The sequence below is a fragment of the Paenibacillus sp. V4I7 genome (assembly GCF_030817275.1).
Taxonomy (GTDB): domain Bacteria; phylum Bacillota; class Bacilli; order Paenibacillales; family NBRC-103111; genus Paenibacillus_E.
On record NZ_JAUSZD010000002.1, the window covers coordinates 3,945,982 to 3,965,894 of the forward strand.

Below are 19,913 nucleotides of genomic sequence, written 5' to 3' on the forward strand. Positions count from 1 at the left end.
CACTATATATTGTATTTTTCCATTTGTTCAATAAAGCCTCTGGATTTCCACTGAATACCAATGTGAATATCCATATAAGCTCGCATACAGGTCTTCAACTGCGCTTTCGTTTCATCCTTTACCTGAACGGCACCAAGTCTGCGCATATCCATGCGAGGAAATATTTTCAGAAGCTTAAGCGCTCCTTCACCGATTGGAATAGCCGCAGCATCTTTGTATCGACAGCGAGCACATAAAGTCCCCCCCATTGCAGGGCTAAGGGTCGTAATCCCCGAAGTTTCTCCACAGGAAACACAAGCATTTGTCACAGGAAGATAACCGGCTAGATCAAACATCTTCATTTCGTAGAGGTGAACGACGATCTGCATGTCCTTGCCCTCTTCAATAGCCATTAGTCCAGCTTTCAGCTGCTCAAATATATAAGTGCTGCCCTCTTCATCGCCAAGCATTCGGTCTGTCATCTCCACCAAATAGGAAGCATGCGCAGACATATGTAAATCTTCTCGCAAAGCATGATGGGCTTCGATAATCTCCGCACTATTCAGAGACCCCATCTGACCCTTTTGTTTGAAAAAAACAAAATCGCCGTACGTAAAAAGCTGCGTAACGGCGGCATGTCGACTTTTCACTTTTTTAGCACCCCGAGCCATGACACCAACTTTACCTAGCTCGGGGGTGAATAAACTAATAATCTTGTTTCCCTCTCCATAGTCCATACTACGGAGTACAATCCCCTGTACGCTGCGCAGCAAATGACTTCCCCCATGAATGCCGCTCTGAAACTTACGAGCCAATGAATATGACTTTACATATTCAGCCCTTCGAGCGGCTCTTCGTTACTTTGATCCTCTTCCTGTACATCAGTGTCCATACCCGGTTCTCCGGAAACTTGTTTATACAGCAGATAGGCATCTACATCACCGGTCTTTGAAAAATACGTCCACGAAAAATCTTTCATGTTCAGCATCCTCCCCATTGAACGTGATGTTTATTAGGATGCGCAGAGGAAGCTTCTCTATACGAGATAAAAACTGGAACTGTTAGGAAAAAACCTGTTAGTCGTGGCGGAAGCCAAGATCACGCAGAACTCTGTCTTGATTTCTCCAGTCTTTTTTCACTTTAACCCACAGCTCCAAGAAAGTTTTGGAACCAAGCAGCGTCTCGATATCACGACGAGCCTGCCGTCCAATTTCTTTGAGTAAACTTCCTTGTTTGCCAATGACGATACCTTTTTGCGAATCTCGTTCAACAAATATGACAGCTGAAATATGGACTACACCATTGGGCTCGACACGCATGTCTTCAATCTGGACGGCAATGGAATGCGGAATTTCTTCCCGCGTCAAATGCAAGATTTTCTCACGTACGAGTTCAGCACATACGAATTGTTCGGGGTGATCCGTAATTTGGTCGGCTGGATAATATTGTGGACCTTCCGGCAAATAACGAACAATTTGTTCCAACAGTGTTGTTACATTGTTACCCTTGAGAGCAGAAACAGGCACGATTTCAGCAAAGTCATACAAATCTTTGTAGTTTGTAATAATCGCCAGCAGCGCTTCAGGCTGAACAAGGTCAATTTTGTTTAAAACCAGAATAACAGGCGTTTCAACATGCTTCAGCTGCTCAATAATATAACGGTCACCGCCGCCAATCCCTTCGGCAACATCCACCAAAAACAGCACCGCATCCACTTCCCCAAGCGTTCCATGCGCCACTTTACTCATGTAATCGCCTAATTTGGAAGTCGGTTTATGAATACCTGGCGTATCCAGGAAAACAATTTGGCCGTTATTGGATGTATAAACCCCATGGATTTTGTTTCTTGTTGTCTGAGGCTTATCTGACATGATAGCAATTTTTTGCCCGATGATTTGGTTCATCAGCGTTGATTTCCCAACGTTCGGACGTCCGATGATAGCGACAAAGCCTGATTTAAATTCTTTTTTAGCCACTTCTAGTTATCCTCCATTTATATGCAAATCTTTCGTTGTGAAAGCACCCGGTAATAAGGCAGACACGGTCGTTTCTGCAACATCACCTTTCAGATTGCCTAGGTAAACTGGCATATCCGGTTCACACAGTTCCACTAATACCTGACGGCACACACCACATGGGGAAATAGGACCTTCTGTGTCCCCCATAACCGCAATAGCTTGAAAGGAACCTGCCTTATGACCATCCGCGATGGCACGGAATAACGCGGTTCGTTCAGCGCAGTTGGTCGGTCCGTATGCGGCATTTTCTACGTTGCAGCCATAGTGTATATCACCGTTTGCATCCAGAAGCGCCGCACCAACTTGAAAATTCGAATAAGGCACATAGGCTCTTTTCATGGCTTCTTTCGCGTGTTGAATGAGTTCTTGTTGATTCATAACCATCAACCTACTTTCATTTTATATTACCGTTATAGCATGTTAAGGCAGGATAAAGCGAGGATTGTGACCATGATGCCAATGAGTGCTCCTAGAATTAGTGCTGGAAATGGTCTCTTCCTTTTGTCATACAGCATAATAAAAATAAGTACAGATAGCGTGTATGCAAGCAGTGCAACTATCGTTTGCGAGACGAAAATCGTAATGACAGTAGCAATTGCAAAGGCAATAGCCGTCAACAAGCTAGGTCGCACCAATTTTCCTTTATCTGAGAAACGCGTCTCAATTACGATGACCGTTAATACAACAAGGGCAATAAGGACCCATATCGTTCCCGCGGATACCGGAGTATCCTGCATTCTTGAATTTCGCAGCAAGAGATCGATAGGCTCATAGAATACAATCATGCCAACAATCACTGCAAAACCTGCGGACACCAATACGGACGCCGCGGCGACGTCCTTCGCAATTTTGGCTAACGGATGGCGATCAGGCATAGCCAGATCCACGGTTTTCTCCACAGCCGTATTGATGAGCTCAGTTACAATCATTAGCGTTACCGCCAGCAGAATAAACAGAATGTCCGTTTTGGGCAGATGGATTAAAAGCGCTGCCAACAAAACAAGAAAAGCAACGCAAAAATGGAATTTCATATTGCGCTGCGTATCTAAAGCATATTTGATTCCTTCATAGGCATACCGGAAGCTCCTGCGCCATTTACGGAAGCCGTCCGACATTAGCGGGTCAAACCTGCCTTCTGCAAAATGTCCTCCTGCTTAGCGAACATAATCTTCTCTTCCTCTTCACTTTGGTGATCATAGCCGATCAAGTGTAGGAACCCATGAACGAATAGAAATCCGAGCTCACGCTCAACGGAATGCCCATAATCTTCGGCCTGAGCGATGGCACGGGGAACCGAAATGATAATATCCCCTAAAGGCTCAATGAACCCTTCAGACACCGTCTCACCGTCTTGAAGATCATCTGGGTCGCCTTCACCCTCATCCTCGTAGTTGATCCGAATTTCATCCTCTCCGAACTCGCTCATCGCAAAAGAGAGCACATCGGTCGGTTTATCTAAATCACGGTACTGTTTATTAAGCTCTTGAATCGCTTCATCGTCTACGAAGGTAAGGGCAACTTCCCCCTCCGTAACGCCTTCAAGCTCGCCTGCTAAGCGCAGCAGATCTTCAAGCTTTTCAATAAAAGCAGGCGTGATTTCTTTCACTTCTTGCTCACTGCTCCACTCTAGCGTTAAATCCATACTTGCCATTATGTGCCCTCCTTTAATTCGTCGTTGATATCATCAAGCCCCTGATTTCTTTGGAGCTAGCTCACTTGGATATTCGATCCTTGCGTGAAAGATTCCTAGCAAGGTTTCGTTTAATGTTTTGGCAATCTTATCGAGCTCTTTGAGCGTGAGATCACACTCATTAAATTGGCCGTCGTCCAAACGAGACTTAATAATTTTGTGCACCATTGAATCGATTTGTTCAAGCGTCGGATTACGCAGTGATCGAACAGCAGCCTCCACGCTATCCGCTATCCCCACAATGGCTGCTTCTTTGGATTGCGCTTTGGGCCCTGGGTAACGAAAATCCTCTTCGCGGATTTCTTTCTCACTGCCTTCTTCTTCAGCTTGTTTCACCGCTTTATGATAGAAAAAGTGCAGCAGTGTCGTCCCATGATGTTGTTCAGCAATGTCTCGTATCGGCTTAGGCATTTTGAAATCCTTAAGCATTTCAACGCCATCACGAGGGTGTGCTATGATGATGGACTTACTTAGATTGGGATCAATTCGATCATGCGGATTCTCAATGTTCGTTTGATTTTCTATAAAGTAGCTTGGACGCTTTGTCTTGCCAATATCATGATAATAAGAACCAACTCGGCACAGCAGCCCGTCAGCTCCGATGGATTCAGCTGCAGCCTCCGACAAATTACCCACCATGACACTGTGATGATAAGTCCCCGGTGTCTCCGTAAGCAGCTTGCGCAGTAAAGGATGATTCGGATTAGAGAGCTCCACCAATTTGAGCGGAGATAGAATCCCGAATGCGACCTCGAAAAAGGGCAGCAGCCCAATTACGAACACAACCGTTAATAATCCGCCTGCAGCCGCGAAAGAAAGCGACAGAAGGGCTTCTCTCTGCTGAAAATGATCTTCCATCAACAACATCGAAGTAATCGTTAGCATGGAGAAGAAGGCAATCATGAGACCAGCTTTTAGAATGGTAGCCCGTTGGCTTGCCCTTTGAATCGTAAACACTGCACTAAAACAAATAGCCAAGCTAACTAAGCCGTACCGGTAGTCAAAAAGCAACACATGCTCCGTATTAAAGATAATACTTGCCATTAAGGAGAATAAGACCGATGCAATAAACGCGAGCGGAGCATCCAGTAAAATGGCAATCAGGATGCTTCCTAACGCGGTCGGAGCCAGATAACCAATATAAGGATAATCTAGATTTTGCACAAGAGAGATCATTTTCATTCCCATGACATTGATAAGAAATATAAGAATGAGCATCACGAGCTGAGAATTATTGTACTTGATCGGCAACGTGCTTTGTCGGACAAACATATAAATGGCGAATGACAAAAGAGCCGAAAGAATACTGAGCCCTAATTGCGGCAAATAGTTCGCTTTATCCTTCAAAAGCTCTAGTTTATCCAGCCTAGCGTATATCTCTTCCGTTATGACATCCCCGACTTTAACGAGAACATCATTCTTATTGATATAAACTGGTTTCACGCTCTCTCTGGCTTGTCCTTTAGCATCATCGGTGCCCTTTTGATCAAAAAATTTATTTGGCGTTATTAGCGCTCTGGCGATTTCGGTAACCATTTCACGGGACGTGTTCTTCGTCAGATTCGATGTATTTACAAGCTCAGCAACTTTAGCTCGGGCCGTCTGCGCATCCAAGATTTGATCATTCATCAATTTGCTAATGATGTCTTTCGTCACAGGACGCATAGCCGCTAAATCATCTTTGGTCAACCTCGGAAGCTTAAAAAAAGTTTCCTCCGGCAGCGGGTAGTGCTGTTCGGCAAGCCCCTGCTGGATCTGTTCAAGCAGCAAATCGTTATATTGACCGCTGATACGAAGTGACTTAATAGATTGATTTTGCATATCGCTGATTAGCTGTGGAATAGCCCGACGATAAATGCTGACTTTGTCATCGAATTTCACTTCTTCATCCGCATTGATTTGCAACAATTTATCATAAATAACATCAATCAGCGTATCATTTTTGAGATTCACAATTCGATAAACGGGTTGGACGCGCTTGGCAGCGTCTTCTTTCGCTTGTTCAGTAGCAATTGCGTTTTCAATCTGTCTAGGTGCATAAATCGTTTTTTCACTGGTCGTTCCTAACACTATGTCATAGACTTGCGGCACAAGCTTGGCATAAAGGGACATATAAAAAATTAAAGCCAGCAAGAGAAACAACAGTACCCGTATACCTGTACTGTATTTCCATCCGTTCAGCTGGTAATGAAATTTGCCTTTCATTTGCACTTCATTTTTCTTCACGGAAGGTCATTCCTCTCTACCTAACAACCCTGCTCAGTTACTTATCATTTTCAGCATTGTACGCAACAATGATTTTCTGAACAAGTGAATGTCGAACCACATCCTGCTCATCAAAATAAATAAAGCCAAGTTCCTCGATATCACTGAGAATACGGTTAGCTTCTACGAGACCGGACGATTTACCACGCGGTAAATCAATTTGAGTAACGTCCCCGGTAATCACCATTTTGGAACCGAAACCAAGTCTTGTCAGAAACATTTTCATTTGTTCAGGTGTTGTATTTTGCGCTTCATCCAGAATGATGAAAGAATCATCTAACGTTCTACCGCGCATATAAGCCAGTGGCGCAATCTCGATAAGTCCTCGTTCTAATGACTTGGCTACCTGATCAGGTCCAAGGACATCATTAAGAGCATCATACAATGGGCGTAAATAGGGGTCAACTTTTTCCTGCAAGTCCCCCGGCAGAAAGCCCAGACTTTCCCCAGCCTCAACAGCAGGGCGTGTTAATACAATCCTTTTGACAGCCCCTTCTTTAAGTCTCGTCACGGCAAGTACAACAGCCAAATAGGTTTTACCTGTACCTGCGGGTCCAATTCCGAAGACGATATCTTTTTTCTTGATCGTCTCGACATACTTCCGTTGTCCGATCGTTTTGACCCGAATAGGTTTACCCCGATGTGTTGTAGTAATTTCACCTTTGAACAAATCAAGCAATTGTTCCGTTTTCATCTGCTTCGCAAGTTCAACCGCATACAAAACATCCCGTTCTGTCAACGTATAATTATTACGGATGAGCTGTAAAAGAACCTCAAAAAGCTGCTGAAGTGAGTTCACTTCCGCAGCAGCCCCTTGTATCGTTATTTCGGCTTCACGCGTATAGATTTGTGCGGGAATCTCCCGTTCGATGACATGCAGAAATTTATCCTGCGGTCCGAACAAGGCTAGTCCTTCAACCGGATTCTTCAATGTTATTTTCACAGATTGCGCGTATTCTACCAACAGGCCTCATTCTCCTCGTATCACAATTGGTTGTTCTTCGGCGATATTTTCTTCGACTTCAAAATGCACGTCTATATAAATTTTACCATTCTCTGTTTTTTCATGCAAAATTTTTTCGCCGACAATTCTAGCATCTGCTCCTTCGGCTCCAAGTAATTTAGCTTTAGCCTGCTCTAAACCAGCCTTTTTAGCATTCGCCGGATCAATAGGTTCCTCAACAATCTGAACCTCCATCACCTTTTCATGAAGCCAACCGAGGGGAAGTGAATAAGACCGCCAAACCAGCGTTTTACGCTCTGGAATCGTTTCGAAATGTTCGAATTTCTGCTTACCATAACCACTTACTTGCACTGCTCTTGTCCCAAAAACAAGGTAGTTGCGAGTCATAACTTCACCTGAATATACCCTATATGTTTTTGTAAGGGGAGTTTCGATTCGGGAGGTATACCAAACGATGCCCTTTACTTTACCACTTGCAACCACCACTTGGCTATTTTGTTCATCGCCGATGGTTCCCGAGATCAGCACGTCCCCTTTTCGCACATATGTATTCGGCTTCACCATGGGTTTGCCTTTATCTGATAAAATCTCAGTAACAAGTGCGTTTTTGGCAGCAATCAAATTACGAGGATTCAAAGGCGGTCCCTTGTCTGGAATGGTTGCTTCGACAACCTTGATCGTGATATGGGTACCGCGAATTTCGACACCAACCCAAGCCGCATGGGGCAGCATTCCTTGAATTTCGCGCGATAAATCCTCTGTTTTCTTCAACTTAAACTTCCATTGAAACGTATGTATGCCCTGTTTGGAAGCAGCTTGCAAAATTTCCGACTCAGAGATACGATCATTCCCTTCCACACTAACTTGCCATACGAGCGAAGTCAATAAATAAAGACCTATGATGAAAGAAGCCATTCCTGTAAAAAAAACTTTTCTACGGCCCAGTCTGCCCATAAAAAAAGGCAGCCCGTGCCTTTCCGTAACATGCACCCTGCAGCCTGTCCGTTTCAACAGCGGTCTAAGTCTGAAAAAGTCTTTGATCAGGATATAAAGTTCAAGCTTCCCCGCATCTCCAGCTTGAATATCCCATATGGAAAAACCCTTCTCCAACATGGGATTAATTAATCTTTCACAGCCTTCACCTCGTATTTGAATGCGCACATACCCTCGCAATCGAGCAATGAAAAGGGATTGTTTCATGACTCAGCCTCCTGTTCTCAGTCCATACTCTCATCTATGGTTCATATTTCACATTATCGATCAAGCCTTCAATAAACACTTCTTCTGAAAGAATAGCTCGAATGACTAATTGCTTCCCGAACACCTCTAGCGTCCCCTTCGTTAATTCGAGCTTCAAGTTTTCACTTGAAAAATGAAGTACACCCCGATGATTCTCTACATAAAGCTGTACGTTGCCGATCATCGTAATTCGCGGCAAGTCCTGTACCACATCCTGAGGAAGATCAAGGATTTTGGCCGTGAACTGGTTCCATTTGCGGGTCAAGCGACGCATAGCTGGGAGTACCCCCTCTAACTAGATGATCATGTATACAGAAAAAGCGCAGAGACTTTCTACCAAATTATGCGGAGAGAGCCAGTTTTATGTGAAAAACCTGTAAAGCAAAGAACGCCCTCTCGATCCATCGAGAGGGCGTTCTTACATACTTTTATCTGCGATAAGGCTTCTTCGACCTAGGCGGGCCGAGAATTTCTGCCCACATGATACCTTGCAAGAGCTGTTCTTGGCTCGGTTGTTCAGGAAAAGGACTCGGCGTAGAGAACGCATCTGCGTAAACAGGTGAGCTTTCATTTATAATCTGTGTAGATGAGCCGAATGGAGAAGCCTTTTGATTGGATATAGTCGAAAACACTTTAGCTGCGTTAGAACGACCATACTCGTCTTGCACGCGTCCGGATTGCAGGGTCGATCCAAATCCCTTCTGGCTTGATTTCTTCGCTTCTACTGGTCGCGTAGCGCCATTGGGAGCATCACCAAAGGGCGGCATTCCCGGTCTCCCCTTCGTTTCCTGATTCGCTCGCCGGCCCTTACTTCGAATTTGATAAAAAAAGGCGAATGCAATTATAACCAGATACCAGTTCTTCAATAAAATTTCAATGAGCTGTTCCACCTGATCACCTCTTCAAGACTACTATTCTTTCTCACTCTTACCATCATTTATTTTGCCAAGCGAAGAACGCATTTGTGTATCTGCATCAATATTTTTAAGATTCATATAGTCCATAACACCTAGTTTGCCATTTCGAAGTGCTTCAGCCATCGCAAGCGGCACCTGCGACTCCGATTCGACAACCTTCGCACGCATCTCTACAACTCTGGCTTTCATTTCTTGTTCGGCAGCAACAGCCATCGCACGTCTTTCCTCAGCTTTAGCCTGAGCGATTCGCTTATCAGCTTCTGCCTGTTCCGTTTGTAAATGAGCACCAATATTTTTACCTACATCCACATCAGCGATATCAATCGATAATATTTCAAAAGCTGTTCCGGCATCTAACCCTTTACCCAGAACCGTTCGAGAAATCAAATCCGGATTCTCTAAGACATCTTTGTGAGAGTCACTGGAACCAACTGTAGTTACAATCCCCTCACCTACACGAGCGATAATCGTTTCCTCGCCCGCACCCCCTACAAGCCGGTCAATGTTGGCTCGAACCGTAACCCTGGCAATAACCTTTACTTCAATGCCGTTCTTCGCCACTGCTGATACATTAGGTGTTTCAATGACACGTGGATTTACACTCATTTGAACGGCTAACAAGACATCCCGCCCTGCGAGATCGATAGCTGCTGCACGTTCAAACTCCAAGTGAATCTTCGCGCGGTGAGCGGCAATTAAAGCATTGACAACCCGATCAACATTACCGCCTGCAAGAAAGTGGCTTTCTAGCTGATTGACACTTAAATCAATACCCGCTTTCGTAGCCTTAATCATCGGATTGACGATCCTACTTGGGGTCACGCGGCGAAGCCTCATAGCAATTAAAGTAATAATGCTAATTCTTACACCGGAAGCAAGTGCTGAAATCCAAAGCATGACAGGCACAACGCTCAGCAATACCGAAAGTGCAATAATAATGATGGCCGCAACAATCAGCAAATATAAACCAGATTCTATATTCATTTATGTTCCTCCTAATATAGGGATCTTTGAGCGTAGCTCAAAGTCTCTCCGCTTTGGGATCTTTGAGTACAGCTCAAAGTCTCTCCGCTTTGGGATCTTTGAGCGTAGCTCAAAGTCTTTATGCGTTATTGGTATCATTCTCTCGTACTACAACGCGAACTCCTTCTACTTCCACTACGACTACATTCCTTCCCGTGGGAATAAAGCTGCCATTCGTCACCACATCAACGCGCTCACCATGAATGATTGCAGTCCCGGCCGGACGCAGAGGAGTAATCGCCTCTCCCGTCATTCCAATCAAATAGGATCGATCTGGGCTGGATGTAAATCCTTTGTTCGTCGTTAGCTGCTCCTTAAGAATAAAACGGTTCCAAATCCCGCGGTGCTTAAAGGTTTTGATCGCGAAAGAGATCGCAACGATTGCCAACAACAAGGCGATACCTAACATTATCGCTGCTTGTGTGGGATCTGAAGATGCCATCAGAACCCCGCCAAAGAGGCATATTGCGCCTAATACACCTAGAATCCCAAAACTTGGAACGACTAATTCCAGGATAAGAAGAAGTAACCCGATTCCGAAGATAGCCAAATCACCGAAACCAGCAAAACCAGCTAAATAAAACCCGAGAAAATAGAGTGCAAAACCAGCTACCCCCGCTAAAGCGAGCAATCCACTGCTGAAAAAAAGCAGCTCCAATGCAATTCCAATGATCCCAACCACTAATAGTACCGTCGCTGTAACGGGATGAGTCAGAAAGGCAGATAAGTTTTCTACAAACATCATCTTTCACTCCTTTCCTTGAATCTTCCTTATCACTACTATGTACGTTACAACACACAAACTGTTTCGTTTTTGGTGAAGAGAATGAGAAAACCTCTATCGAGGCGATTCAGGGATGCGCGACCGCGTTTAACGAGGAGAGACTTTGGTCTACGACCAAAGATCCCTATATTAAGTTTTATCGCCAATGAGAAAGCGGTTTTCGGGATCCGAAAACTTATACTTTCTTATTATGTGGTAACAAAAAACCGAGAGGACTTGGGTCCACTCGGTCTTGTCTAACATATTTAGTATTAACCTAATAATTGTTGAACTAACTGATTGATAAGTTTACCATCAGCGCGTCCTTTAACCTGAGGCATCAATGCCGTCATCACTTTGCCCATATCCGCTTTGGAAGAAGCACCAATTTGCTGGATGGTCTGCTGTACAATGGCTTTCACTTCTTCCTCAGAAAGCTGTTGCGGCATGTACTCAGCTAAAATAACAAGTTCTGCCTTCAGGCCTTCGGCAAGGTCATTTCTGCCCGCCTTTTCAAATTCTTGGAGGGAATCCTTACGCTGTTTGATTTCACGAGTTAGTACGTCAAGCACTTCATTGTCATCTAAGGATCTTTTCAGATCAATCTCAGAATTCTTAATCGTAGATCGTACCATTCGAATTACAGAGAGTTTGAACTTGTCCTGACTCTTCATCGCTTGCTTCATATCTTCGTTCAATCGATCGCTTAAGCTCATGTTGCCTCCTAGAACTTTCTCTTCCGAGCAGCCTCAGATTTAAGCTTACGCTTAACGCTAGGCTTGTCATAATGTTTACGTTTTTTAACTTCTGCAAGAATGCCATCCTTAGCGATGGAACGCTTAAAGCGACGAAGTGCAGCATCTATAGTTTCGTTCTTACGAACTCGAGTTTCTGACAACAGTTTTCCCTCCCTCCGAACAGACCATCTAAGACAAAACGGTTCATCAAATCTCATTATAGGTCATAGTAATTAGGGTGTCAATCGCAAACCTTTCGTTTCGTGAAAGGAAGCTTAATTGTGCACGCCTAAAGGCGATAAACGTGCCCCAGCCATCAGATGATAATGAAGATGGTGAACAATTTGCCCCGCGTTAGCTCCAATATTCGTGATAACCCGATAACCTGATTCTTCTACCTCTAGTTCTCTAGCAATTTGCGCAGCCGCACGCTGAATTTGCCCAATCAAGTTCCAATCCTTTTCTCCCGCATCGGCTAGTGAAGCAATATGTTTCTTAGGAATGATAAGGACATGAATGGGAGAAGCTGGCTGAATATCATGGAAAGCAACAATCTGCTCGTCCTCATACACTTTCTTAGAGGGAAGTTCCCCCGTAATAATTTTACAGAAAATACAATCACTCATTCTTCGGCTTGTCCCCCTCTTTCGTGAAACTCCTACTTTTAATTTTATCGGAAATGAGCAAAAAAATCCAATCCAATCCACCATTAATGATGGAATAACTGCAAAAAAAAAGAAACATCCCACTTACTGTAAGATGTTTCTAGATTAAATGAACTTATATTATTAATAATAAGGTAGAAGCGATAACGCTAATAAACTAGCTAACGGAAGTATTTGTCTGGCAAAGCGGCGCCTTGGAAAACCGTAGCCCGGAAATCCATAACCTGGAAATCCGTAGGGGTAGCCATAACCATAACCCGGATAGGAATAAGGTAAGAAAGCTCTCATTTGTTCCTGATCCATTCCACCAATCGGAACGGCTAGGTACAGATGATCATCATCCACATTTTCCACAATTCCGTCATAAACCGCACCAGTATTCATCGTGACACTCACATAACGATACATATGCCTTTTACAAATCTCATGTGCTTCCTGATGTTTCATAAGCTCACGCTCCTTTTTACCAACAGCATATTCAGCTCTAGGCAAAAGGCTACTCAAAAACAATAGTTGAACATGTGAAAATTAATCTATCGGTTATGTTGGGATTTCAGAGACTGATGAATTTTTTTCCACTTCGCTTTCTCGGCCGCTTGAAGACCTTTATCTTCTTTTCGCGCTAAATAAGCAATTTCCTTTTGCAATTTCACATAGCTTTGAAATCGTTCAACTGGCAAGGTCCCCTCATCAAGAGCCTCTTTTACCGCGCATTTGGGCTCATTCTCATGCTTACAATCCTGAAAGAAGCACCTCTCCGCAAGCTCTTCGATATCTTGAAATGACGTGCTTAATCCCTCCGAGGCATCCCATAACTGAAGCTCACGCATACCTGGCGTATCAATCAATATGCCTCCTCCAGGCAGTGTGATGAGCTCGCGGTGAGTCGTCGTATGCTTACCTTTATCATCCCCCGATCGGATATCCCCTGTTTCCAGAATATCCTTCCCATAGATGCGGTTCACCAAGGTCGATTTGCCCACACCTGACGATCCAAGGAGCGCGACTGTTTGGCCTGGAGAAATATAAGCAGCAAGCTCATCTAGTCCGCGATTTTCTGCTGAGCTAATGATATGAATGGGAACGCCAACCGCAACAGCCGCGACCTCTGCAGCCAGCGCTTCCGGATCCTCACATAAATCCGCTTTACTTAGAACAATAACCGGATTTGCCCCGCTCTCCCAAGCTAACACCAAATAGCGCTCAATACGGCGTACATTAAAATCTAGATTAAGCGCTGTGAACAGAAACACGGTATCTACATTCGTAGCAACAATTTGTTCTTCCGTGACTTGACCCGCTACTTTACGGGAAAACTTACTTTTACGTGGCAGTACAGCATGGATCGTTGCTCGCTGTTCTTCTTCCCTTATGGAAAGTACGACCCAATCACCTACAGCGGGGTAGTCTTCGCGACGTAAAGCAATATGCCGCATTTTTCCCGACACCTCGGCTAGTGCCTCTCCAACTTCTGTCTGAACGCGATACATATGTTTATGTTCCAAGGACACCCGTCCAACTTGGTATCCCTCATTTAGGTAAGGTTCGAATGCTTTTTCAAAAAAGGAATTCCATCCTAAATCTTCATTTTTCAAGTGTATATTTCATCCTCTCATGTGGTTCTATTCTGAAGTATAGACCGCTGTTAACCACATCACACGGGAAACAATTGTTTAGATTGTTTTTTCCCGCTTCAAACTTTAGACACAGGTCAATTAAAATGTAGACTGAAAGTCTATTTTTGCATATAATAGGAGTAAATCGAAGGTTGGAATGGAGTGAGCGAATGAGCCAATTCATGAGAGCCTCTACCCGCAAAAAGCGTGATGTGATGATGGAAGTCGCCTTAACCATGTTTATGGAAAAAGGGTATGAGAATGTATCCGTAGACGATATCATCGCAGCGACGGGATCATCAAAGGGAACGTTTTATCATTATTTTAAAAGCAAAGATGCCATTATTTCAGCGCTTTACACGAAACAAATTCATTTGATTCAAGAATGGGTGAAGCAGCCTCCTTCCAAGGTCCAATCCCTTGAAGGACACATTAATCGCTTATTCTTAGACTTATCGTCCAACATTCAATCTTCACCCCGATTAGTCCGAAGTTTACAGGCTTTATCCTTGCAGAATGAAGCAATAAAAACGGAAGAACAACAGCAATTAAACGTACTATCTGAAAGTTTATTACATTGGCTTCCTGAACCTAGAAAAATTGAACTGCTCGTTTGCATGTATGCGGGAACGATCCGTACATGGTGCAATCAAGATGAAGCCGATTTACTTTCCATGATGAAAAACAACTTAGCCTGGCTTTGGGTAGGCATACGCTCCGAGGAGCCCTACGCATCCCTACAGGTAGAACCAGTCCCCAAGGAGGAAAACAAAATGAAAGTAGCTATTATTGGCGGAGGCTTGGCAGGATTAACAGCGGCCGCTTATTTATCGGAGAATCCGCATGTTGAAGGCATCCTTTTCGAGCGCAGCCCACAGCTTGGAGGACGGGCTTTTACTTACGAAAAAGCAGGATTTACACTCAACTATGGCGCACATGCCATCTATGGGATTGATCGACATACGTTAACAAACATGGAACGTGAACTGGGACTATCTTTTTCTTCTAAGCAAGTAGATAAACGCAAAGTTTTTTATGCGAAACATAATCAGCTTACCCCAGCACCCCTCGACGCGATAAACCTCTTAAAAACTGATTTGCTCAGCACGATGCAAAAAGTAAGATTCGTCGGTGAAATTACAGCCATTATCGCGAATATTCACAACTTAAAAAACTACGCAACTCTTGCCGATTATTTGGCAGAGTCCAATGCGGACGAAGATGTTAAAGAGTTATGGGAGCATCTGGTTTGCTCCAACTTCTTCATTACACCTGAGGATGCACGCAACGTATCCGGAGCGGTAATCAGTGAGTACTATCACAACTTGTTCCTTTCCTCGAAGCCTGTCAATTATGTTTTGGGAAGTTGGGCCGTTATTACGAATCAGCTTAAGCAGAAGCTGACAACGTCCGGCAAATGGGAAATTGCCCTTCAAGAAGGCGTGGAGAGCCTTCGTTACGCAGATCGTAAATTTGTACTGCAAACCAAAAACCGAGAAGTCGCCTTTGATAAAGTGATTTTCGCTATGCCCGTTCAGCAAGTCGTCAAGCTTCTGAAGGGCACAGCATGGGAGCCGTTCCTAGCTCCTTATGAATCCAATACCGCAACCGAAGTTATGGTGTATGACGTTGGGTTAAGCCGTGTTGTCGCCAGACCTTTCAGCTACATCAGCGACATGGATAACAAGCTTTTCATCAGCGATGTTTCCGCGACTGATCACACACTGGTACCAGAAGGCGGACAGCTGCTGCAGGGTATTGCATACTTAAGCGACCGCTTTGAGAAGGAGGAGCAGCGCAAAGCGTATCTAGAAGAAAAGAACCTCCAAATGGAAGCTCTATTCGATAAACATTATCCAGGCTGGCGCGATGTTACAGCCGTGAAACGGGTTTCGAAGAAAGCGATGGTATCCAGCGTGAAAAACATTGCTTCCAATAATCTATTGCCGATACGCGTGGAAAACGTGCCATTCTACTTCTGCGGAGACGGCTGTATAGGTAAGGGCGAGCTTGCAGAACGCGCATTCTCTAGTGCCCGCACCGCGGCGTTATCCATTGTGCAAGAAGTTCAGCAAGCACTTCAAAATGCTTAATTATCTTTACACGAATTGCCTATCCTAACGAACAAACAACCAGTCCCCCATTCACGGGAGAGCTGGTTGTTTTGTTTATTGTCGGGTCACGCGCACATCATCAAAGTGAAGCGTAGTTCCGCCAGGTGAATCCACGTAAAATCCAACATCGATCTGACCATTGGTCACCAGAATATCACTTACACTGATGTATTTCCAACCACCATCGTTAGTGATGTTCGCATAAATGGCAGATCCGCCATAGTTTTGAATTTCGGCTCTGGCCGTCGTCGGCGTCGTGTTTTTCATGCGAACCCAGGCTTCGAATTTGTACTTCACATTATTAACAGGAACACTGACTGTTTGATGAATGCTTTGTTGATAAGCACCTGCTGCAAAGAAGTATGCCCGCTTATCACCCGTCCATGGGGATTCCGGCGGATTGGTTGTTGAGCCGCTATCAACGCCGTAAGCTACAGCTTGCGTGCTTGGATGCCACTGGACCCAATTATGACTTTGACTCGTATCACGCTCGAAACCAGGATTGTCTAGCAGATTCTGCTCAGAGACAGGCGTTCCTGCTGCCGAAGTTGAAATAAGCAGGCGATCTAAGTTGATATTCCCACTGTCAGCGGCGTCGTATTTAAACGCAATCGTATTTGCCCCTGCGTTCAAAGTCACCGTTTGCGCATGATCCTGCCAGACATTCCAATTGGTTCCAGGACTTGTGAAACCGGTTTGTCCTAGCTTGGATCCATTGATGTAAGTACTCAACGTTTTCGTTGCTGCACTGCCATTAGCATATCGCAGCGCTACCTGATAGCTCCCAGCGCTAGGGACATTCACGTTGTATTTCACCTGCGCGCCTGCTGCGTTCAATCCGTCAACAAAAGCTGTACCACTATAGTACCAATGGTTCGTGTTGCATGCACTGCCACCAGAAAGCTCAGCGCTCTCTGCTTCATATTTGCCGACGATTGGCGCAAAGGGTACCGTGATGTTGTCGATGTTGGCATTGCCCGTATCGCCCGCTTCATTGTAGTACTTATAGGTCACAACATTCACACCGGCCGTCAGCGGCAGTGTCTCGGCTTGCGTAGCCCAAGTATCCCAATTCGCGAGATTAGCGAGTGAGGTGGACTTCACTCTTTTTCCATTAACAAAAATACTGACTGACTTCGCTGCGCCTGATGCGTTCGCATAACGGAGAGAGACATTATAGTCGCCTCCTGTTTTCACCTTCGGATAGAAAGTGACACCCGCGCCTGCATGGCCCAATCCATCAACAAATCCAGTTCCGGTAAATCCTGTGTGATTGGTGTTAATGGAAGCCTTTGTAGCAACCGTATTGCCAGAAAGCGATGCATCCTCAGCTTCGAATTGCACCAAAGTTGCGCTCACTGCAGTAACACCCGTAACAGCAATAGCTTTAGAAGAAGCTGTACCTGCCGTTACTTTCACATAAGTCACATCCCCATAGATGTCCTTCCCAGTTGCCCAGCCTTCCCCAGCGGCAGCTTTTAATGCTTGCAAACTTGCATAGGAAGTCATAGCCGCGCTGTTATTCGTTACGGAAGTCCCCGCTGAACCGTGCAGCTTAACGATATAGGATTGGAGAGCTGGCGTATAACTGCCACTCTTTGCCCCTAATGTAAAACTTAGCGAGCCCGCACCATTATCCTGAGCAGTCATACTTTGTTTAAAATAAGTACCGCCTTCGTAGTTATAACTCGAGCCATCATCATCGTAGTACGTGAAACTCGACTGTGTTGTATCCGGAAACACATCCACATCAACGGAAGTGACGGAAGCCTGCCCAACGTAATCCTGCACTTTCTGTGTTGGAATAATGGCACCTTTTTTAATAAAGAGTGGAATGTCTGTCAACGTGTCCGGATTAACCGAATATTGGATGGTTTGACCGCCAGCTATCACATTACCTCGCGCATAGTCAATCCATGAGCCAGACGGCAAATAGATATCTTTACTAGTCTGCTGTTTATTTACCACAGGCGCAGCTAGCAGCCAGTCACCGAACATCCACGCATCCGTGTAATTTTTGACAGCAGCATCCGTCGGATATACCTGCATCAAGGGTCGAACGAGCCCATTCCCATTCTCGTAAGCACTTTTCTCATAAGCATACATATAAGGGATCAAGGAGTAACGCAGGTGAATAGCCTCTTTGGAAGCCTCTTCCGCCGTCGATCCGAAGTACCATGGCTGGCGCTGCTGATGGTTGTTCCCATGTACACGGAAAACAGGTGTTAAAGCGCTGAACTGCATCCATCGTGCATATAAATCGGGATTCGGATTGTTCGTCGTGCCATCCTGCTGATTGAATCCACCGGTATCCATGCCCCATTTCACCTGACCATTGTTCACTGAGGAAAGCATAACTGCTCTTTGCTCCTGCATCCCAGCAGCCCAGTTGATCCGTTCACCTTTATTGTATTGAATGCCAATATCACCAGACCAAAGCGTAGTCGCATACCGCTGGGCACCTGGGTAGAAAGTTCTCGCCGTTTGCCATACACGCTGGGCTCCACCTGTGTAAGCCCGTTGACCTTCGTACATGGTCTGAGACATGTGGCCTGTTGTAAAATTGCCAAACCAATACGATGCTCCGCCCGAAGATACTTTATCCATCTCGTCATTCCACCAACCAACGATCCCTTTATTAAGAGCATCTATGGAATGATTCCAGAACCAGGAACGTTCACTAGCATTATAAGGGTCGATACTGCGTACAGTTACGGGTATAAAATAATCCTGATACTCGTTATGACCCGGATAATAATAACCACCGTTTGTCGCATCCGTTCCCTGAGTCGTTACATTAGCAGAAGCATCCTTCGTAACGATTCGGGGTTTCGTAATTCCGATCATTTTGATGCCTTTAGCATCCATTGTTGTCTTTAGAGAAGTTGAGGAAGCAGAAGGGAAATTAGTCGTATTCCACGCGAATTCACCATAGTTGGTTTCCCCATACTTTTTCCAGTCATAATCAAAGGCGTAGGCATCTATTGGGATATTTTTGGCACGATACGTATCCACATTATTCGTAAATTCCGTTTGATTCGTATCCCACTCAAAGTTCATGAATCCAAGCGACCACTTAGGAAGCATTGGTGGTTTCCCCGTGATTTCCCCTACACTGGTCATGATTTCCTTCGGGGTTCCGAGCATAATATAATACTCCACGTTTTGTTTCGCATAACGACGTCCCTCAGGAGGGGTACCGCCATAATAAAACTCCATCTTGCCCGTTGCGCCATCCGTATAGGGGTAGCCACCATCACTGTCAACTAACACCCCGTAGCCAGCTGTACTCCAAATAAGCGGACCTCCGGAGTCTCCCTGTTCACCTGCATGAGCAGCTTCACTTGATGTATTCCGCAGCAAATCACCCCCACTATCAAAGGCATTGAAACTCCGGATGCCATACATATTGTCTCCGGTGGCATGAACGAAGCGCACACCATCTGAGAATACCCCTCCGCCGGAGGGTTCCCAGAATAGCGTAGTGCCGTCAGCCTTTTTGACCGTCATTCGAACTGGGTTCTTGGTAATCTCAATCTTCATAGTGGAGGTCGTGATGGTCATTGGATTGGCGGCCGTGTTAATCGTAGCTCCTACAGCTGACCAAGTTTTGTTTGGATCCAGCATCGGCGTCTTCGCGCTTGGTGCTATGCTATTCGGACGATAATCCACCTTCAAGATACCGTTTTGCACCGCTTGTACAACCAAGAGGTCATCACTCGGCTCCGCACCATTATCAACAGTAAGCGTCAAGGTATCTCCGGTTACACTCGAAGTGATGAGATTGCCTAGGCTGCTGGCATAGGCATGAGCAGGAGAAGCAGGAAGCCAGGTCAGGGTTGAACCAAACAACGTAAATGCTGTGAATAAAGCAAGGATACGTGGAACTTCTTTGTTTGGTAGACTCATCATAGATACTCCCT

General features: G+C 45.0%; 20 protein-coding genes. 1 reads left to right on the top strand and 19 read right to left on the bottom strand.

Going from position 1 to position 19,913, the window contains the following annotated elements; all coding sequences use genetic code 11:
• Positions 1 to 2: 2 nt before the first annotated feature.
• The 18 genes from recO to rsgA all read right to left on the bottom strand — a co-directional run bounded on the left by recO (position 3) and on the right by rsgA (position 13,855).
• The gene (gene recO, locus QFZ80_RS19455; RefSeq protein ID WP_307560572.1) at positions 3 to 752 is read right to left on the bottom strand and encodes a DNA repair protein RecO; all 750 of its coding nucleotides are present in this window, start codon (positions 750 to 752) and stop codon (positions 3 to 5) included.
• Positions 753 to 805: 53 nt separating this feature from the next.
• Positions 806 to 958: a YqzL family protein gene (locus QFZ80_RS19460; protein WP_082562144.1), complete on the bottom strand. Its 153-nt coding sequence runs from the start codon at positions 956 to 958 to the stop codon at positions 806 to 808.
• 97 nt (positions 959 to 1,055) lie between these two features.
• Positions 1,056 to 1,955, bottom strand: a complete 900-nt coding sequence (era, locus tag QFZ80_RS19465; protein WP_307555051.1) for a GTPase Era — start codon at positions 1,953 to 1,955, stop codon at positions 1,056 to 1,058.
• A gap of 6 nt (positions 1,956 to 1,961) precedes the next feature.
• Positions 1,962 to 2,375 carry a cytidine deaminase gene (gene cdd / locus QFZ80_RS19470; RefSeq protein WP_307555049.1) on the bottom strand — a complete coding sequence of 138 codons (414 nt, stop codon included), beginning with the start codon at positions 2,373 to 2,375 and terminating at the stop codon, positions 1,962 to 1,964.
• Between the two features lie 32 nt (positions 2,376 to 2,407).
• Complete coding sequence (locus tag QFZ80_RS19475) at positions 2,408 to 3,112, bottom strand: diacylglycerol kinase (protein ID WP_307555047.1); 705 nt, start codon at positions 3,110 to 3,112, stop codon at positions 2,408 to 2,410.
• Positions 3,112 to 3,639: an rRNA maturation RNase YbeY gene (gene ybeY / locus QFZ80_RS19480; RefSeq protein WP_307556099.1), complete on the bottom strand. Its 528-nt coding sequence runs from the start codon at positions 3,637 to 3,639 to the stop codon at positions 3,112 to 3,114. Before ybeY ends, QFZ80_RS19475 begins: the two co-directional genes overlap by 1 nt.
• A 42-nt stretch (positions 3,640 to 3,681) precedes the next feature.
• Positions 3,682 to 5,892, bottom strand: a complete 2,211-nt coding sequence (locus QFZ80_RS19485; RefSeq protein ID WP_307556096.1) for an HD family phosphohydrolase — start codon at positions 5,890 to 5,892, stop codon at positions 3,682 to 3,684.
• A 58-nt stretch (positions 5,893 to 5,950) separates the two neighbouring features.
• Positions 5,951 to 6,916: a PhoH family protein gene (locus QFZ80_RS19490; RefSeq protein WP_307555045.1), complete on the bottom strand. Its 966-nt coding sequence runs from the start codon at positions 6,914 to 6,916 to the stop codon at positions 5,951 to 5,953.
• A gap of 6 nt (positions 6,917 to 6,922) precedes the next feature.
• Entirely contained in the window at positions 6,923 to 8,116 is a 1,194-nt protein-coding gene (gene yqfD, locus QFZ80_RS19495) for a sporulation protein YqfD (protein ID WP_307555043.1), read from the bottom strand.
• 34 nt (positions 8,117 to 8,150) lie between these two features.
• Entirely contained in the window at positions 8,151 to 8,429 is a 279-nt protein-coding gene (gene yqfC / locus QFZ80_RS19500) for a sporulation protein YqfC (protein WP_047672305.1), read from the bottom strand.
• 154 nt (positions 8,430 to 8,583) lie between these two features.
• Entirely contained in the window at positions 8,584 to 9,045 is a 462-nt protein-coding gene (locus tag QFZ80_RS19505) for a hypothetical protein (RefSeq protein ID WP_307560574.1), read from the bottom strand.
• Positions 9,046 to 9,066: 21 nt separating this feature from the next.
• Positions 9,067 to 10,056, bottom strand: a complete 990-nt coding sequence (gene floA / locus QFZ80_RS19510) for a flotillin-like protein FloA (protein WP_307555039.1) — start codon at positions 10,054 to 10,056, stop codon at positions 9,067 to 9,069.
• A gap of 118 nt (positions 10,057 to 10,174) precedes the next feature.
• Entirely contained in the window at positions 10,175 to 10,840 is a 666-nt protein-coding gene (locus QFZ80_RS19515; RefSeq protein ID WP_307555038.1) for an NfeD family protein, read from the bottom strand.
• A 290-nt stretch (positions 10,841 to 11,130) separates the two neighbouring features.
• On the bottom strand, positions 11,131 to 11,574 hold the full coding sequence (locus QFZ80_RS19520; RefSeq protein WP_307555036.1) for a GatB/YqeY domain-containing protein: 444 nt from the start codon (positions 11,572 to 11,574) through the stop codon (positions 11,131 to 11,133).
• 8 nt (positions 11,575 to 11,582) lie between these two features.
• Entirely contained in the window at positions 11,583 to 11,756 is a 174-nt protein-coding gene (gene rpsU, locus QFZ80_RS19525) for a 30S ribosomal protein S21 (protein ID WP_029195880.1), read from the bottom strand.
• A gap of 114 nt (positions 11,757 to 11,870) precedes the next feature.
• On the bottom strand, positions 11,871 to 12,221 hold the full coding sequence (locus QFZ80_RS19530; RefSeq protein WP_307560577.1) for a histidine triad nucleotide-binding protein: 351 nt from the start codon (positions 12,219 to 12,221) through the stop codon (positions 11,871 to 11,873).
• A gap of 162 nt (positions 12,222 to 12,383) precedes the next feature.
• Entirely contained in the window at positions 12,384 to 12,707 is a 324-nt protein-coding gene (locus QFZ80_RS19535) for a hypothetical protein (protein WP_307555032.1), read from the bottom strand.
• Positions 12,708 to 12,793: 86 nt separating this feature from the next.
• Positions 12,794 to 13,855 (bottom strand): ribosome small subunit-dependent GTPase A, encoded by a 1,062-nt coding sequence (rsgA, locus tag QFZ80_RS19540; protein WP_307560578.1) that lies wholly within the window; start codon positions 13,853 to 13,855, stop codon positions 12,794 to 12,796.
• A 191-nt stretch (positions 13,856 to 14,046) separates the two neighbouring features.
• Between rsgA and QFZ80_RS19545 the strand changes: the two genes are divergently transcribed.
• Positions 14,047 to 15,969, top strand: coding sequence for an FAD-dependent oxidoreductase (locus tag QFZ80_RS19545; RefSeq protein WP_307555029.1), 1,923 nt, complete (start codon positions 14,047 to 14,049; stop codon positions 15,967 to 15,969).
• A gap of 75 nt (positions 15,970 to 16,044) precedes the next feature.
• Here QFZ80_RS19545 and QFZ80_RS19550 read toward each other — a convergent pair whose 3' ends face one another.
• Positions 16,045 to 19,902, bottom strand: a complete 3,858-nt coding sequence (locus QFZ80_RS19550) for a TIM-barrel domain-containing protein (RefSeq protein ID WP_307560580.1) — start codon at positions 19,900 to 19,902, stop codon at positions 16,045 to 16,047.
• Positions 19,903 to 19,913 lie beyond the last annotated feature (11 nt).

Bases quoted from the DNA above. Each gene is read 5' to 3' on its own strand.
- QFZ80_RS19460 (WP_082562144.1), bottom strand. From the start codon at position 958: ATGAAAGATTTTTCGTGGACGTATTTTTCAAAGACCGGTGATGTAGAT.
- cdd (WP_307555049.1), bottom strand. From the start codon at position 2,375: ATGAATCAACAAGAACTCATTCAACACGCGAAAGAAGCCATGAAAAGA.
- QFZ80_RS19475 (WP_307555047.1), bottom strand. From the start codon at position 3,112: ATGTCGGACGGCTTCCGTAAATGGCGCAGGAGCTTCCGGTATGCCTAT.
- ybeY (WP_307556099.1), bottom strand. From the start codon at position 3,639: ATGGATTTAACGCTAGAGTGGAGCAGTGAGCAAGAAGTGAAAGAAATC.
- QFZ80_RS19485 (WP_307556096.1), bottom strand. From the start codon at position 5,892: ATGAAAGGCAAATTTCATTACCAGCTGAACGGATGGAAATACAGTACA.
- yqfD (WP_307555043.1), bottom strand. From the start codon at position 8,116: ATGAAACAATCCCTTTTCATTGCTCGATTGCGAGGGTATGTGCGCATT.
- yqfC (WP_047672305.1), bottom strand. From the start codon at position 8,429: ATGCGTCGCTTGACCCGCAAATGGAACCAGTTCACGGCCAAAATCCTT.
- floA (WP_307555039.1), bottom strand. From the start codon at position 10,056: ATGAATATAGAATCTGGTTTATATTTGCTGATTGTTGCGGCCATCATT.
- QFZ80_RS19515 (WP_307555038.1), bottom strand. From the start codon at position 10,840: ATGATGTTTGTAGAAAACTTATCTGCCTTTCTGACTCATCCCGTTACA.
- QFZ80_RS19520 (WP_307555036.1), bottom strand. From the start codon at position 11,574: ATGAGCTTAAGCGATCGATTGAACGAAGATATGAAGCAAGCGATGAAG.
- QFZ80_RS19530 (WP_307560577.1), bottom strand. From the start codon at position 12,221: ATGAGTGATTGTATTTTCTGTAAAATTATTACGGGGGAACTTCCCTCT.
- QFZ80_RS19535 (WP_307555032.1), bottom strand. From the start codon at position 12,707: ATGAAACATCAGGAAGCACATGAGATTTGTAAAAGGCATATGTATCGT.
- QFZ80_RS19545 (WP_307555029.1), top strand. From the start codon at position 14,047: ATGAGCCAATTCATGAGAGCCTCTACCCGCAAAAAGCGTGATGTGATG.
- QFZ80_RS19550 (WP_307560580.1), bottom strand. From the start codon at position 19,902: ATGATGAGTCTACCAAACAAAGAAGTTCCACGTATCCTTGCTTTATTC.